This is a genomic window from Rhodococcus sp. ACPA4, from assembly GCF_002300185.1.
GTDB classification, from domain to species: domain Bacteria; phylum Actinomycetota; class Actinomycetes; order Mycobacteriales; family Mycobacteriaceae; genus Rhodococcus_F; species Rhodococcus_F globerula.
This window is the reverse complement of record NZ_NSDY01000001.1, coordinates 813817-829028: the sequence shown is the minus strand read 5'-3', so window position 1 is coordinate 829028 and position 15212 is coordinate 813817. Positions and strand designations below refer to the sequence as shown.

Below are 15212 nucleotides of genomic sequence, written 5' to 3'. Positions count from 1 at the left end.
GAGGCGGATCTGGGGTACACCGGTGAGCTGATCAGATCGTTTTTGTAGCGTCGGGCCGCCAGGTCGCAACTGCCCAGATCACCACGACATCGAGCGCAATGATCACGATCGACCACAGTGGGTAGTACGGCAGCCACAGGAAATTTGCCACGATCGAGAGCGCTGCGATGACAAAGGCCATCCCGCGGGCCCACGTCTGTCCCACGAACAGCCCCAACGACACCGCAATGCCGATGATTCCGAGGATGATATGTATCCAACCCCACGTCGTGACGTCGAATTTGAACGCGTAGTTGGTTCCGACCACTACGATATTGTTGTCGGCGAGAGCAGCGATACCTTGCAGGAGAGCAACGACACCTGCGACAAACAGCAGGGCAGCCGCCGCTACCGTAGTACCAATCGCAAAGCCCTGTCGGACAGGATGGTTCGCGGGAGCTTGGTTCGGAGCAGTCATGACGTCCCCTTCATCGGCAGAATAGCGTGTGAACAGTTTCCCGAGATTCAGTAGGGCGAACATCACCCCGAACGGGTGAACCCACACTCATGTATTGGTTGGAACAGTATGCCGCTGCTGTACTTCCGTAATGTACTCACGGATGGCGTCCCGATTCTTGACCAGAAAGCGAATTTTCTCGTCCAACCCGGACGCTTCCGCCTCGAGCATCGCCAGCATCTCCGGTGTTACGTCATTCATATGAATGACGCGTTCTTGATCCAGACACGGAAGGATCTGCCGAATCACTCGCGTCGGAAATCCCATCTCCAACAACCCTCGTATCTGGAAAACCCGATCGACCATACGTTCGTCGTAGTCCCGGTAGCTGTTTTCGGATCGTCTCGGAGCGATCAGGCTTTGTTCCTCGTAGTAGCGCAACAGCCGCCGAGATACCCGTGTCGCGGTGGAAAGCTCGCCTATCTTCATGTAGTTGAGGATGTTTCGAGCGAACCGAGGTGCAGGCGCTCACGCAGCGTGCCGGTCAGGCGATTCGATCCGAACACCAAGCCGAGTTGCTGAAGGACGAGTGGGATATCCGAGCCGTTCACCGCCGGCCGTAGTCGCACACCGTCTGCACCAGCTGCCACAAGCTCTTCGATCCGACGGACGAGTTCACCCACCGAACCGACAAATATTTCGGTGTCCGACGAATACGGTGCGCCTGACAGTTCGTCGAGTGCCCTCTTCATGGTCACTGCCTCGTGGCGAGTCGCACCGAGGAATACGACAAGATCCACCAGAATAGTCAGCGGTCTCGCGATCAAGTCTCGTTGCACTGCAGTGCATTCAGATTCCACAGCGTTCAATACGTCGCCGATGGAGACCCCGTTCGTGCTCGGAGTCGGCGTCACCAGAATCACGTCGGCTGCCGCGGTCGCCAACTTGTAGGGGACGTGGGCGTGATGTGCCAACGCGAGAACGACGGGTTGCATAGCCGTGGTGACCGGGACGCCGAGTGGGCCTGCGATGTCGTAGGTCGCGGTCGTGATTGGCTGGGCCGAGATCTTGTTGACATCGACGAATCGTCCGTCCGTCCCGTCCAAGAGTGCGTCTTCCGTCCACGTCGACCACAGTGCTCGGAGTATCTCAATCGACTCGGTGGCTTTCGAGAAAACTGGCGCCAGTCGGGTTCCGATCTTCTCGGGAAAGTAAATGTCGGACTCTTTCAGGTCCGGAACGGGCTGCGGGCGGACGAAATGATGTGTGTCGATGCTTCGCGAAGTGATCTGGGCACGAAGCCCGACTCTGCCTCCGCTCAGGACGTTGAGCGATGCTATTTCGGTGGCGATACCGTACGGCTCGCTGTGGGTGAGGTTTCTCGCGGCGATCACGCCAAGTTGTTGTGTTCCGAATACGGCCAGCGCGGTCAGCGCGACCGGCGACAGTCGGCCGCGCACCTGGTCCTCCTTGCCGTCCATTGTCCGGAAGTCCGACGACTGAAGCCCGATCGATTCCTCGAAGGTCACGAAATCTACGACGGATGCATCGATGTCACGCAGCAACGCCAACCAATACGGAGCAGTGAACAGTTCGGTCGGCGTGTGACCCTGTAGTCGCCACGCCGCTGGATGCCATCCGGCAGGTTCCAAAGCGATGCCGATTATGGGTAAGCGGTGGGACTGTGGTGCGTTCATATGTGAACCTGATCTTCCTGATGGATGTGTGCGGGAGATCGGAACCCGCCACCGCGAGCGGTCAATATGATCACTACGGAGAGTAGGGCGAGTGTCACCGTCCACCACGGCAGAGATCGAGCGCCGTTGAGGGTCAGTAGAACTCCGCCCAGCACCGCTCCTGCAGCCATAGCACCATTCCACAGCGTTGTAAGAAGTGCCTGAGCGTCGTCTGCGTGCGAGCCTGCGGCAACCGCTGCCGACGTTTGCAGCAGAGTCGGAATTCCTCCCCACCCCAGGCCCCATATTGCGGCAGCGACATAGACGAGCAGTGAATCCTCGGTAGTGACGGCCAGAACGGTTGCGGCAACTGCAATCGAGACGGCACTGACCACGGAGAAGGTCCGAAGCTTCGTGTGAATATGTTGACCTACAACAACAATGCTGATCAGGCATGCCACTCCGAACGCCAATAGAATGAGGTCGGTATCGCCTCCCATACCGATCGCCTCGAGGAACGGGGCAATGTACGCGTACATGATCGTGTGCCCCAACACCACAGTGAAGGTCACGATCAGAACCGCGTCGACACCGGGGATTCGTGCGGCCCCGAACATGCTCCGCTGTTTCCGGTTTCGCGGCCGGCCAGGACGATCCGGAACTGTCAACCCGATCGCAACGAGTAACGCAACAGCCAGACCCGACATGAGATAGAACGGCGCACGCCACCCGGCGGCGTTTCCCAAGAATGTTCCGAACGGAACGCCGAACGCCAGAGCCAGCGGAATTCCTGCCATAGCCACCGCGATGGCGCGGCCCTCGAGATGTTTCGGGGCAAGACTTCTGGCGTACCCGGCAAGCAACGCCCACGCAATCCCCGCAGCAACTCCCGCGACAAAGCGAGCGGTCATCGTCAGAACATAGTCGGAAGAAAATGCGGTGACGGTGTTGGCGACCGCAAACCCGAGAATCGCACTCAGCAGTAGCACTTTCCGGGACCATGACGCCGTCGCTGCAACCAGAGGAACCGTCGTCAGCGCCGTTCCCAGCGCGTAGACCATGATCGTCTGCCCGGCAGCGGATTCACTGACATCGAGACTGTCACTGATTGCGGGTAGCACTCCAGCCGGGAGAGTCTCCGTCAGGCTGGTGATGAAGACGCACGCGAACAAGGCCAGTAGCGGGACTCTCGGAAGCTTGTCCGGAAGACGTTGGTTGGTGCCGAGAACTTGTTGCTGTGAAGCGATGTCATCTGCCATGGACCGATTGTCAACCCTCACATCAATGTGAGGGTCAAGCATTCCACGCGTATCGGATCGCGAGCCAATCAATGTGATGCCGTGTGAGTTTCGTTCGTCCAGTCGAGAAACTGGCCATGGGCACCGGCTAACCCATGAGGTACACCGTCGAGAGAGACGACAAACTTACCGCGACGCGTCTGCGTTGACGTCGTCAAGCGGTTGTCGATGGCCGGAAGGACTCCGACCCCCTCATTGGCAATCCAGTGACATGGAAGCGAACCCACAGTGTCCACGAACGCCGCTCGATCCGACGGGGCGAGATAGCTGAGAACAGCACTGTGAAAGACCACCACAGTTGTGCCTCGAGGTGTCTGCTCGACGAGGTCCGCAATAGTGGAATTGAGATCACCGCGAATCAGATGTGGCGGATCCTCTCGAGCGAGGGCGGCAGCGTCTCGCAATCGCTGTCTGCGATGCTTCTGCTCGGGCCACACGAGACTCGCCAACCAACTCACGTCGTCGGCGTTGGTCACATCGAGTGGATTGAGGTCGATGCCCGCCCGGTACACCACTTCTGGGGCCTTTTGCGGAATCGGCGGATTTCCGGTCGTCGCACATTCGAGCAGCACCGTGGACGGACCGTCTACCGGATGCAGATACCGGTTGCCGTCGTAGAGGTAGCTGTACCGGTCCGGATACAGACACAGGCCAGCGGACGCGCCGACCTCTATCAGGGCGAACGGACCCTTCAACAGTCCGAGGACGGGAAGCAGCACGGCGTCGCGACCCGTTTCGTTGGTCTGGGTAGTCCGGGTGCGTGCGAGTTGTTCGACCTCGAACCAGTGCGCACTCACCCACCGACGAAACGACTCGTACGGAGCTATCGGGGCACCGAGATGACGGCTGGCGCCGAAGACCAGGTTCGGTTGCCGTCGGGGTTCTGGAAGTCGATCGATGAGGGCGAGGACCGCTGGGTCCTGTGAGACCCCGAAACCCCAGTCCTCGTAGATCGCCGAATTTCCTCGCGCTTCCACTTCCGCGAATGATCGGTACCAGAGCGAAGTGTCCACCATCGATGTCTACCGAACGTGGTGGGGTTCGGGAAGGTTTTCGATCACGCTGAACAAGAACGACGGGGCCGCCGAGTGGATTCCCCACTGAGCGGCCCCGGATCTCGCTTTCCTACGACGTCGAATCAGGTGTGATCCAAGCGTTTCCGAACAACATGATGCCGTCGGCGCTCGGCGTGATTCCGTAGACGTTCTTGCTCCACGGAATGAAGTACTTACCCGTGTTGACGACCAGCATGGGAGCCGTCTCGTTGACAAGGGTCTGGATTTTCTCGATCACTTTCGTGCGATCTTCGTCGGTCGGCGCCGATTGCATCTCGATCAGAAGGGAATCCATGGTCGCGTTCTTGTACCCGATCACATTCGACGACGATTCGCTGTACAGATTGCCGTACATCCGGACGAACGGCGATTCGTCGAGCACGTTGAAGCCTGCATACCCGATGTCGTAATCATGTTGGGCGTACATGGTTTTCACGAGGTCGTTGATGCTGGTCGTGTACACGATCTCGACCGTGAATCCGACGGCCTGCAGCATTGCCTGGAACGCCAGCGCACTGCGCTGGGTGGCCGGGTCGTTCAAGCCCACATAGGTGAGCTTGCCGTCGTATCCGTCCGCCTTGGCTTCGCCCAGGAACTTCTTTGCAGCCTCGGGGTCGTACCCGTTTCCGGCGACGGATCCGTGCCACCGCGACCACGACTGGAACATATCGCTGCCGGGCATTCCGTAGCCGGCTTCGACCCTCTCGTTGAACGTATCGGGGTTGAATGCCGCCACGATCGCCTTACGAACCCGGACGTCGGACGCCGCTCGCCCCTCACGCTGATTGATGTTGCCGACACCGCCCATATTCACGGTGTAGACGTATCCCACGTCTCCCGCGCTCAGAGCGTTATGAACAACCTCTGCGCCTCGTAGGTATGCGGCCTGGACACCACCGGTGTGCAGGGCGTCGAGTTTGGCCTGCTCACTGACGATCGCCGGGAAGCGCAATGTGTCGAGATTCGGCTTGCCGTTCCAGTACGCGGGGTTGGCCGCGAGCACCAGTTCATCCTGAGAGGCGAACTTCTCGACGACGAAGGGGCCCGCTCCGATCGGCGCGAATGCTCCTGTTGTCATCGACGACGGTGCCACGATCATCCCGGGACCGGTGGTGAACATGATCGGGAACTCGTTCCACGGCTGCTTCAACGTGAAGACGACGGTAGCCGGATCGGGCGACTGTACGTCGGCAACGGTTGCCTTCCACACCTGCGTGTGGGTCCCCTTCTTCTCCAGATAGTGGTTGATGCTCCACAGCACCGCGGCGCCGTCAACCGGTGTCCCGTCGCTGAACTTCGCTCCGTCGCGAAGCGTCAACGTCCAGACGCTGTTGTCTCCGTTGGCTTCGAGCGATTGTGCGAGTTGCGGTTCGAACGCCTTCGTTTCGGGGTCGTACCGCACGAGGAGGTCGTAGATCGCGGCCATTTCGTTGCCGCCGGTCGCACCGCCATCCTGCCTGTCGGCTGGATCGAGGCTGCTGACGCCGTTATATGTCGCAAAAGACAGGGTTCCACCAGACGTCGGTTCACCTCCGTCCCCCTGATCGCCGACCAGTCCGGTCGTCACGTCCGACGTATCGGTCTCCGAACCCGATCCGCCCCCGGCGCAGCCTGCAACAAGCACAGTCGCCGCCGCCAGAGCAGTGAACGTGGTCGCGGCACGAGCGAATGAACTACGACGCATGTAGACCTTCTTTCCTAGGGTGTTCGGGAGGATATACCGTTCAGCGCGTGATTGATTCGGGAATCGGCCGAGCGCCACGCACCAGTCGTCCTGGTAGGGCGCCGGTGTGCTCGCCCTCCTCGAAGACAACTTCACCCGCGACGACAGTTGCGACATAGCCGGTCGCGGTTTGCATCAACCGACGACCACCGGTTGGCAAGTCGTACAGCACTTCCGGTTGGTCGGCCTGTAGCCGTTCGAAATCGATCACGTTCAGGTCCGCCCGGTACCCCGGCAGTACCTGCCCGCGGTCAAGTAGACCAACCACCGCAGCTGTGTCCACGGTGTGCCGCTTGATCAACCACTCGATGGGAAACAATGATTCGGGGTTCCGGTGGTCACGACCCCAGTGCGTGAGCAGTGTTGTCGGAAAGCTTGCGTCGCAGATAGCGCCGCAATGCGCACCACCGTCACCGAGCGCCGGCACGGTATCCGGCCGAGCGAGCATCTCGCGGACGGCATCCAGATTCCCACCCGCGTAGTTGAGCATCGGGAAATACAGCAGACCACGCCCGTCTTGCGCCATCATCGCATCGTAGGCAACCTCGACCGGCGACACATCGGAACGCTCAGCAAGCGCAGCGACCGAATCATTCGGTCCCGGTTCGTAGTTGGGCGGGTCGCCGAGAAGGTAGACGCTCTCGAACTTGGTCGAGAGTCTCTGCACGAACTCACTGTCCGTTACCGGATTCTCCGCCAGAAGAGCCGCTTTGACCTCGGGGCGAGACAGCTGCACCACTCTCTCCTCGCGAGAAAGATCCGCGAGCGCCTCGTAGCTGGGATACGCCATGAACGGATGCCAGCTCAGCTCCCAGCCGAGCATGACTCCGACAGCTCTTGGCGCCACCTGGCCGGTGATCGGAATATTCTGTTGCGCAGAGACTTCCGCCAGCCCATCCAGTAGCGACCGCCACTTGTCCGGCGCCCGGTCGCTCTGGACGATGGACACGGACATCGGCCGCTGCGCTGCCTCGACTATGGCGCTGACAAACTCCATCTCCTCCGGTTCGTCCATGAAATCGGAGATGAAGTCGATGACGCCGGCCCCTGCCTTCGCCAGACCATGTGCCAGCCCGGTCAACTCCTCCCGAGACGCCGTCAGACTGGGCGTCGGCTCGCCGGCAGAGGTCTTGTGCACCGCAGACCGCGACGTCGACCAACCGAGCGCACCAGCCTCGACTGCCTCGGCAACAAGGTCACGCATCCGGTCCATTTCAGCGTCGGTCGGCCGGGCCAGATGGTCACCTCCGCGCTCCCCCATTACATACGTGCGAAGTGCGCCGTGTGGCAGTTGCGCGGCAAAGTCGATGGCATGCGGCGTATCGATCGCGTCGAGATAGTCGGGAAATGACTCCCAGTTCCAGCTCATCCCGTCAGCGAGAACACTTCCGGGAATGTCCTCGACGCCTTCCATCAAGCTGATCAGCCAGTCGCGCTGCTCGGGTTTGACGGGTGCAAAGCCAACTCCACAGTTACCCATCACCACGGTGGTGACGCCGTGCAGCGACGACGGTGTCAGCAACGTGTCCCACGTGACCTGTCCGTCGTAATGCGTGTGGATGTCGACAAAACCGGGGGTGACAAGCTTTCCGGACGCGTCGATCTCACGACGCCCTGCCTGGGATACCTCACCGACGACGGTGATCGTGCCGCCGTCGACAGCCACGTCTGCCCGCCGCGGCACGCTGCCCGTTCCGTCCACAACGGTCCCACCGCGAATCACCAGATCATGCATGGTCTACTGCCTCCGTCGAATCGGACTGCTGGGCAACGCCTTCGAACAAACGCGCTGTTGCTGCTGCGACTGCGGCAGCGGCCGCTGCCGCAGCCGCCGATACAGCCGTGAACTGGAGAAATCCGTGCGGCAGGCTTGGGTGGTGCTGCACCTCGACGGACACCCCGGAACCGCGCAGCCGCTCGGCATATTCGAGGCCCTCGTCCAGCAACGGATCGTGTCCACCGACAACGACGACGGCCGGCGGCAGCCCGGACAGGTCCGCAGCGCGAATCGGTGCAAGATCGGGCGAGGTCCGGGCGTCCACGTCGGGGCAGTAATGATCGAGAAACCATCCCATCTCCCGTGCACCGAGGAACACTCCTGAGTTGGCGACGTAGGAATCCCGCGTCAGATCGGCGTCCACCACCGGATAGATGAGCACCTGCCCCAAAAGGTTGACGGCGTCATCGGACCGCATCAATTGCGCGCTCACCGCTGCGAGATTGCCGCCGGCGCTGTCACCCGTGACGACAATCCGTGGATCCAGCCCTTCGGATTCTGAAGCGACCCAGCGCAGCACCGTCAACGCATCATCCACGCCGGCCGGGAACGGGTGTTCCGGTGCCAGCCGGTAATCCACGCTCACTACCGGGACGCCAGCAGTCTCGGCGAGCAGCCGGCACATCGGGTCCGCGTAATCGAAATCCCCGGTGACCCAACCGCCGCCATGGAAATGCACGACGGTACCGGCGTGCGTCTCGTCCACCGGCCGGTAGATCCGCACCGAAACCCCGTCACCTACTGCATGCGTTTCGATCGACGCCACCTCGGGCCCAGGTGCGCAGGCCTGCAGCGCACCTCGTATCCGCTCACGCGCATCCGCTGGTGACAGCTCAACCATCGGCGGAAGCCCTGCCCCCGACGCCGCGTCCGCGACGGCCTGAAATGCCGGATCCAACGCACTTCGCTCCTGCACACCACTTGTCATGAACTAGAATCTAACTCTAGTCTGTGAATATGACAACGGTCACATCAAAATCGCGAGTCGGCGTGCGGCTGTGTTTACGAGCGTCGAACGCCGCCTTCGCTCAGACCGTGCCGTTCAACGAAAAGATCATGTCGACAGTGCGATCGAGCAGTCGATGAACCTCGGCGGCTTCCTGACGTCCCAATCCGAAAAGTACCAACTGATGAGTCAACACAGCGGTCACAATCGACACGATGTCCGCAGCGTCGCCCGCGGGCAGATCGGCAAGTTGCGCGCGATACGAGATCAGCACCTGGTCGGAGAATTCGGCAAAGATCTCGGACACAATCGGATCCGTCGACTGCCTGAGTGTGCTTTGCAGACGAAGAAAACTCGGATACTCCTCGAACCGACGGACCGAGTGGTGCAAGCGCACCCGTATCCGCTCGGCGGGCGAGCGCGACGTATCAACCGGGTTTCCGTGCTTGATCGGATCCGTCGCCGACCAGTCTCGCAACACCGCCGCATACAGGTGCTCCTTGGACGTGAAATACCGATATACAGTTCCGAGCGCAACGCCGGAACCCTCTGCAACATCACGGATTTGGATGCGCTCGAACTCGTCCGCAACCAACAACTCGCCGGCGACATCGATGATGTGTTGGCGCCGCGCCTGTTGACCTTTGGGCAACGACGCGGGATCCAATTGCGCCGGCCTGTCGTTGGGCCCTGCGTCCACGTTTGCATTCCTCCCGTTACATCCGAACAGCGTGCGGCGTACTCACAGCCTGCACTGATGCTACTGGCACATCCCGTCGTCCCCGCCCCTCACCGTGAATCGAGACAGTCCCCATGCTGAACAACCCTCCGCAGACTCCAGATTGCGACGCAATTGTCGTGGGCGCCGGATTCGCCGGCCTCTATGCGCTGCACAGCCTTCGGCAACGAGGCCTCTCCGTTCGAGGGTTCGAAGCAGGTAGCAGCGTCGGCGGAACCTGGTTCTGGAACCGCTACCCCGGCGCCCGGTGCGATGTCGACAGCGCCGACTACTCGTATTCATTTGACGACGACCTTCAGCAGGAATGGATCTGGACAGAACGCTTCCCCGCGCAGCCTGAGATTCTCTCGTATCTCGAGCACGTCGCCGATCGATTCGACCTGCGCAAGGAGATCACATTCGGAACTCGTGTGACATCAGCCGATTTCGACGAAACGGCGGGATTGTGGACGATCACGACCGACGACGGAGATTCCGTCACCGGTCGGTGGGTCGTCATGGCAACCGGTGCACTCTCATCCGCGCGAATGCCAGAATTAGCCGGCCAGCAGGATTTCCGCGGCGAGGTCCATCACACCGGACACTGGCCGTCTCAGGGCGTCGAGTTCACGGGTAAGCGCGTTGGCGTCATCGGTACCGGATCGTCCGGGGTACAGGCGATCCCGCTCATCGCCGAGCAGGCCCAACACCTCACCGTGTTCCAGCGGACCCCGGGATTTGTCATCCCAGCGCGCAACCGGCCACTCGGACCCGACGAACTCGACGAGATCAAGGCCGACTACCCCACCCGCCGCCAGAACCTGCGCGAATCCCACGGTGGCTGGATTCTCCCGCCGCCCGTCGGACTGGCACTCGAAACCGCGCCGGAAGTCCGTGACAAGGAATACGAGAGCCGCTGGGCCGGCGGCGGAATCGCCTTCCAGAACACCTTCGGCGACATCATGATCAGCGTCGACGCCAACGAGACCGCCGCTGAATTCGTACGGTCGAAGATCCGCAATACAGTCGAAGATCCCACTACGGCAGAGGCACTGTGCCCCAAGGGGTATCCATTGGGTTCGAAGCGGTTGTGCATCGGAACCGACTATTACGAGACTTTCAACCGCGACAACGTCACGCTGGCGGACCTCCGCGCCGCACCGATCGAGCACATTGTGCCCGAGGGAATCCAGACCTCAGCGGGACTGCACGAACTCGACATGATCGTCTACGCCACGGGATTCGACGCCATGACCGGCGCGTTGAACGCCATCGACATCCGCGGGAGAGATGGCATAGCACTACGCGAGGCCTGGGCGGCTGGGCCACGCACGTATCTCGGCGTTGCGGTTGCGGGCTTCCCCAACATGTTTGTCCTCACCGGACCAGGCAGCCCCTCGGTCTTGTCCAACGTCGTGGTCTCGATCGAACAGCACGTCGAGTGGGTAGTGGACTACATCGACCACATGCGCCGCGTCGGCACGCAGTTCGCCGAAGCTACCCATGCCGCTCAAGAGCAGTGGGTAGACCACGTGACCTCCATTGCCGCGGATAGTCTCTATATGCAAGCGGATTCGTGGTATCTCGGCGCCAACGTTCCCGGTAAACCGAGAATTTTCATGCCATATATCGGCGGCGTCGGAAACTATCGAAACCTCTGCACTCAAATCGCCGCCGACAATTACCGCGGGTTCACAACCACCCCCGAACTCGCGTAGCTGTGTATAGCGACGGCGCTACATCCTGAATTGCTTGCTCACCGAGGCTGGACGTGTTCGTCCAGAAACTGCTGGGTCATGTCGGCAATCTCGGACGCGTTCGCGTGAAACAGGTAGTGGTGGCCGTCCAATATTTCGACCCGTTGAATCGAAGGGTTGGTAATTGCCGCGCGGTGCGACGACTCCCATTCCGGGTCGGCTGTGAGTGACGACGACGCGAGAATAGACATGGCCGGCATAGTCGGAGGCAAGGTAGCGCCCTCGACGCCTCGTACATTCTCAGCTTCGTGCGCGGTCTCGGCGAGCATCGTTGAATTCAATACCCACGAGTAGGAACGCAAATATAGTTCTTGCTGCTCAGGGGTATATTCGGCGGCGTCGCCGAGACTTTCTCGGTAGTCGGCCGCGAGCCCCAGGTAATCGGTATTCATATCCAAGTAGATCAAGTCCCGTACCCCGCCGAGCGCCGTGACCGTAGACATCCAGCCCGGCCACTCCGGCGCACCTTCGGCAAGTTCGGACGTATATCGCTCGTCGTCGACTCCTACTACCGCGGCCACCTCGTCAGGATGGTTGGTAACCCACCACATCGCGTACAGACCGGAAAGGGAATGCGGCATAAGAACATAGGGTCCGTTCAACCCCAGGGCACTCAGCGCAGAACGGGTCTCGTCGACGATTGCTTCGCTGGTTCGCGGTGCGTCTGTGCCGTCACTGAGTCCCAACCCGAAGTTTTCGACGGTAACCACCGTGTTCGCCTCAGCGAGGCGTCGTGCGAGGGGCGCAAAATCGAGGATCGGCTCAGGTGTACCCAAACCTGGCATGAGGACGATGGTACGTGGGCCGGAGCCTTGAATCGCAACGCTCATCCGATGTCCGTCCACCTCGACGTAACGGTGCGAGGGACCGATCAGCGCCTCGATGGCTTGCTTGTCCCGTGGAGTTTGCCACCGATGATTGATGGTCGAGATCGCAACAGCACCAACAACTATCGCGAGCACGGAGACGCAGATCCATCGCACCACGCGAAGGAATCGCCGCCGCGGCTTGCGGCCCGTCGAATCACCGACCTGCTCCTGCGATTGCGGCTCGACGACAATTGGATCAGTTCCCCTGGTGTCCCCCACACCACTAACCTAGCCGACGCCGCTTCTGGAGATCAGGCAGAAGGCAATTGTCGGAATTTGCCGTCAACCGGGCAGCGTTTCTCCGCCGATCGGCGCAAGCACCTCCCCGGAGTAATAAGACGACATAGTTTCCGAGGCAAAGAACACGTACGAGGGTGCGATCTCGTCCGGCTGGGCTGCCCGCCCGTACGGTGCCTGTTGACCAAAAGACTCCACCTTGTCCTTGTCCAATGTCGCCGGTATCAGCGGCGTCCATACCGGGCCAGGGGCAACACAATTGACGCGAATCGATCGCTCACGCAACGACTGGGACAGTGAGTACGTCAGCGCAATGACGGCCCCCTTGGTCGCCGAGTAGTCGATCAAGCTCTTATTTCCGCGCAGGCCGTTGATCGACGCCGTGTTGATGATCGACCCACCGCCTCTCAGATGGGGAACCGCTGCCTTGCTGACGTGGAAATAGCTGTCGATGTTCACCGCGAAGGTCCGACGCCACTGCTCGTCCGACAGCTCGACGAAGTCATCGACAGGTTGTTGGTAGGCAACATTGTTGACGAGGATATTCAAGCCTCCCAGCACGTCCACCGTCTGCCCGACCACATCATTGCAGTGGTACGGATCCGCGAGGTCGCCCCGCATCAGATGACACTTTCTGCCTTGATGCGCAACAAGTGCGGCGGTGTGATGGGCGTCGGCGTCTTCCTCGAGATAGGCAATCGCGACATCGGCTCCTTCCTTGGCAAATGCAACAGCCACAGCCCTTCCGATACCGGAATCGCCACCTGTGATCAACGCACGCTTGCCGTCGAGCAGTCCCCGCCCGACGTAACCGTTCATCTCGTCGTGGGGTTTTTCACTCATGTCGCTGGTGTGCCCGGGGTATTCGATTCGCTCGCGCGGATGCTCACTCATCACAAGCCTCTCTCGTTGTGCCGCTGTTCGCGCTGCCAGCGATCAGCTACCCGGCGAGTCCAACACTGAAACCCGAAACCCACCTCAGGGTTGGCGAACGGAGTATTGGGGAACACGACCGGCATGATCGATCCTTTTGCGTTGGCGTACAACACCCCGTCGGGTACCGGGCCCGATCCGGTTCCGCCGAACCCCGTGCCTGAACCAATCCCGCCAGCGCCGGAACCCGTACCGCCGACGCCACCGCCGGTACCCCCGACTCCTACGCCGCCCAACCCCTATCCACCGGACCCGATTCCCCAGATCCCGTAAACGACGCATCTCTAGGAGTAGTCGCGCAAGACCAGTCGACAGGTCTCCTCCACATTGCGCAGCGCCTCTGGATAGCCGATGCGACCGGTGGTCCACAAGATCAACGAATTAAGCATCACACTGCCAATGGAAAGCGAGGACAGACGAGCTAACTCAGCCGGGACTCCGTCCATCAGACTGAAGATCACCGAGCGGTTGGCGGCGGCTCGTTCGTCCATCGTGTCCCGAACGTAAGGGTCGTCCGACGTCTGCATGTCGACCTCGAGCCGCGCAAAGTGGGGCCTGCGGTGGAATGCCTTCATCTGGCGGCGGTACAGGTCGAGGACTCGATCAAGGACTGAGTCGTGGCCGCCATACCGCGCACGTCCACTCGCTTGTTCACGTGCAAGTCGATCGGCAAGGATGTCGTTCCACGCAACTATCGACGCCGCCAAGAGTTGCTGTTTGGCCGGGAAATAGCGGTACACCGTTCCGAGCGCGACGCCCGACCGTTCGGAAACCTCGCGCATCTGGACCTTGTCCGGGCTCGTATCGGCGAGCATCTCGATAACAGTGTCGGTGAGTGCCTTACGACGTTCGAGCTGGGATGCCGTCATGTCGTCTGGGTTCAGCGGAAAGGCGACAGATGCATCGGTCACTGCGCGATCACTCCTTCAACTTCAGAACCTTGCGGGCGTTCACATGCAGGAACTTCGGCCACACATCCTCGTTGAACGGCACGTGCGGCATGTCCGTGAAGATGCGGTCCAACGTCAATCCGGCCGGAAAGTAGCCCGCATAGATGATCTTGTCGGCGCCACGCGAATTTGCGTAATCAACTATCGCCTTGGGGTAGTGCTTCGGCGCGAAAGCCGACGTCGAATAGTACAAGTTCGGCCACTTCAGCATCAGCTTGACAGCCAATTCCTCCCACGGTTCACAGCCGTGCCTGGTGACAAACACAAGATCGGGGAAATCGAACATCACGTCGTCGATGAGTTCCACGTGCTGCACAGCAGATTTCAATCGCGGCCCCGCGATACCGGCGCACGCAAAGATCGGGATATCGAGTTCGACGCACTTCGCGTAGATCGGATACATCTGGGGCGCGTTGAGAGCCACCTGCGGAAAGGTGCCAGCGGCAAACGAACTCACCGATCTGATGCCAAATTCCTCGTACTCACGCGTCATTGTCGACAGGGTGCCCATGATGTCGTTGGGGTCCACAGCGGAGCCTTGTGGCACAAAACGGTCGGGGAACCGTTGCACTGCAGTCCTACCCGACTCTGTCGCCACGGTAACCATACCGATCTCGATACCGTGCTTGTCCATCTCACGCAACGTCACCGACACCGGGTCGTCGGTGGGCAATTCCTTGGGCACACCTTTGAACATGTACTCGGCCGGAAACTCGAACGACTCCCGACTTTCCCGGTCCTTGGTCTGCTTGGTGATGAAGTCGTACTCGTGCCCACCGGCTTCACGGAAGCCAATGAGAGTGTCGATGATCGGAATGTCCTCGTACGACGCCATAC

The 15212-nt window shown here is 60.5% G+C and carries 14 protein-coding genes; 1 reads left to right on the top strand and 13 read right to left on the bottom strand.

Going from position 1 to position 15212, the window contains the following annotated elements; all coding sequences use genetic code 11:
• Window positions 1-31: 31 nt before the first annotated feature.
• From CJ178_RS03845 to CJ178_RS03805, 9 genes are all read right to left on the bottom strand, one after another.
• Window positions 32-457 carry a DUF7144 family membrane protein gene (locus CJ178_RS03845; protein ID WP_033234969.1) on the bottom strand — a complete coding sequence of 142 codons (426 nt, stop codon included), beginning with the start codon at window positions 455-457 and terminating at the stop codon, window positions 32-34.
• Between the two features lie 87 nt (window positions 458-544).
• Entirely contained in the window at window positions 545-925 is a 381-nt protein-coding gene (locus tag CJ178_RS03840; protein ID WP_095886150.1) for a MerR family transcriptional regulator, read from the bottom strand.
• Window positions 922-2133 carry an LLM class flavin-dependent oxidoreductase gene (locus CJ178_RS03835; protein WP_095886149.1) on the bottom strand — a complete coding sequence of 404 codons (1212 nt, stop codon included), beginning with the start codon at window positions 2131-2133 and terminating at the stop codon, window positions 922-924. Before CJ178_RS03835 ends, CJ178_RS03840 begins: the two co-directional genes overlap by 4 nt.
• Window positions 2130-3371, bottom strand: a complete 1242-nt coding sequence (locus tag CJ178_RS03830) for an MFS transporter (protein WP_045067497.1) — start codon at window positions 3369-3371, stop codon at window positions 2130-2132. Before CJ178_RS03830 ends, CJ178_RS03835 begins: the two co-directional genes overlap by 4 nt.
• A 68-nt stretch (window positions 3372-3439) precedes the next feature.
• A complete protein-coding gene (locus CJ178_RS03825) occupies window positions 3440-4423 on the bottom strand; it encodes a DUF2332 domain-containing protein (RefSeq protein ID WP_045067972.1) in 984 nt (327 codons plus the stop codon).
• A gap of 112 nt (window positions 4424-4535) precedes the next feature.
• Window positions 4536-6149 carry an ABC transporter substrate-binding protein gene (locus CJ178_RS03820; RefSeq protein ID WP_033234694.1) on the bottom strand — a complete coding sequence of 538 codons (1614 nt, stop codon included), beginning with the start codon at window positions 6147-6149 and terminating at the stop codon, window positions 4536-4538.
• Window positions 6150-6189: 40 nt separating this feature from the next.
• On the bottom strand, window positions 6190-7923 hold the full coding sequence (locus CJ178_RS03815) for an N-acyl-D-amino-acid deacylase family protein (RefSeq protein WP_095886148.1): 1734 nt from the start codon (window positions 7921-7923) through the stop codon (window positions 6190-6192).
• Complete coding sequence (locus tag CJ178_RS03810) at window positions 7916-8893, bottom strand: alpha/beta hydrolase (protein ID WP_257012991.1); 978 nt, start codon at window positions 8891-8893, stop codon at window positions 7916-7918. The genes CJ178_RS03815 and CJ178_RS03810 overlap by 8 nt, the downstream gene beginning before the upstream one ends.
• A gap of 100 nt (window positions 8894-8993) precedes the next feature.
• Window positions 8994-9611, bottom strand: a complete 618-nt coding sequence (locus CJ178_RS03805; protein WP_033234697.1) for a TetR/AcrR family transcriptional regulator — start codon at window positions 9609-9611, stop codon at window positions 8994-8996.
• A 113-nt stretch (window positions 9612-9724) separates the two neighbouring features.
• On the opposite strand from CJ178_RS03805, the gene CJ178_RS03800 reads away from it, so the two are divergent.
• Entirely contained in the window at window positions 9725-11347 is a 1623-nt protein-coding gene (locus tag CJ178_RS03800; RefSeq protein ID WP_095886147.1) for a flavin-containing monooxygenase, read from the top strand.
• Window positions 11348-11385: 38 nt separating this feature from the next.
• Here CJ178_RS03800 and CJ178_RS03795 read toward each other — a convergent pair whose 3' ends face one another.
• The 4 genes from CJ178_RS03795 to CJ178_RS03775 form a co-directional block, all read right to left on the bottom strand.
• The gene (locus tag CJ178_RS03795; RefSeq protein ID WP_230590163.1) at window positions 11386-12474 is read right to left on the bottom strand and encodes an alpha/beta fold hydrolase; all 1089 of its coding nucleotides are present in this window, start codon (window positions 12472-12474) and stop codon (window positions 11386-11388) included.
• 63 nt (window positions 12475-12537) lie between these two features.
• Window positions 12538-13386, bottom strand: a complete 849-nt coding sequence (locus CJ178_RS03790; protein ID WP_092808263.1) for an SDR family oxidoreductase — start codon at window positions 13384-13386, stop codon at window positions 12538-12540.
• A gap of 323 nt (window positions 13387-13709) precedes the next feature.
• Entirely contained in the window at window positions 13710-14294 is a 585-nt protein-coding gene (locus CJ178_RS03780) for a TetR family transcriptional regulator (protein WP_095887819.1), read from the bottom strand.
• Window positions 14295-14343: 49 nt separating this feature from the next.
• Complete coding sequence (locus CJ178_RS03775) at window positions 14344-15210, bottom strand: amidohydrolase family protein (protein WP_095886145.1); 867 nt, start codon at window positions 15208-15210, stop codon at window positions 14344-14346.
• Between the last annotated feature and the right edge of the window lie 2 nt (window positions 15211-15212).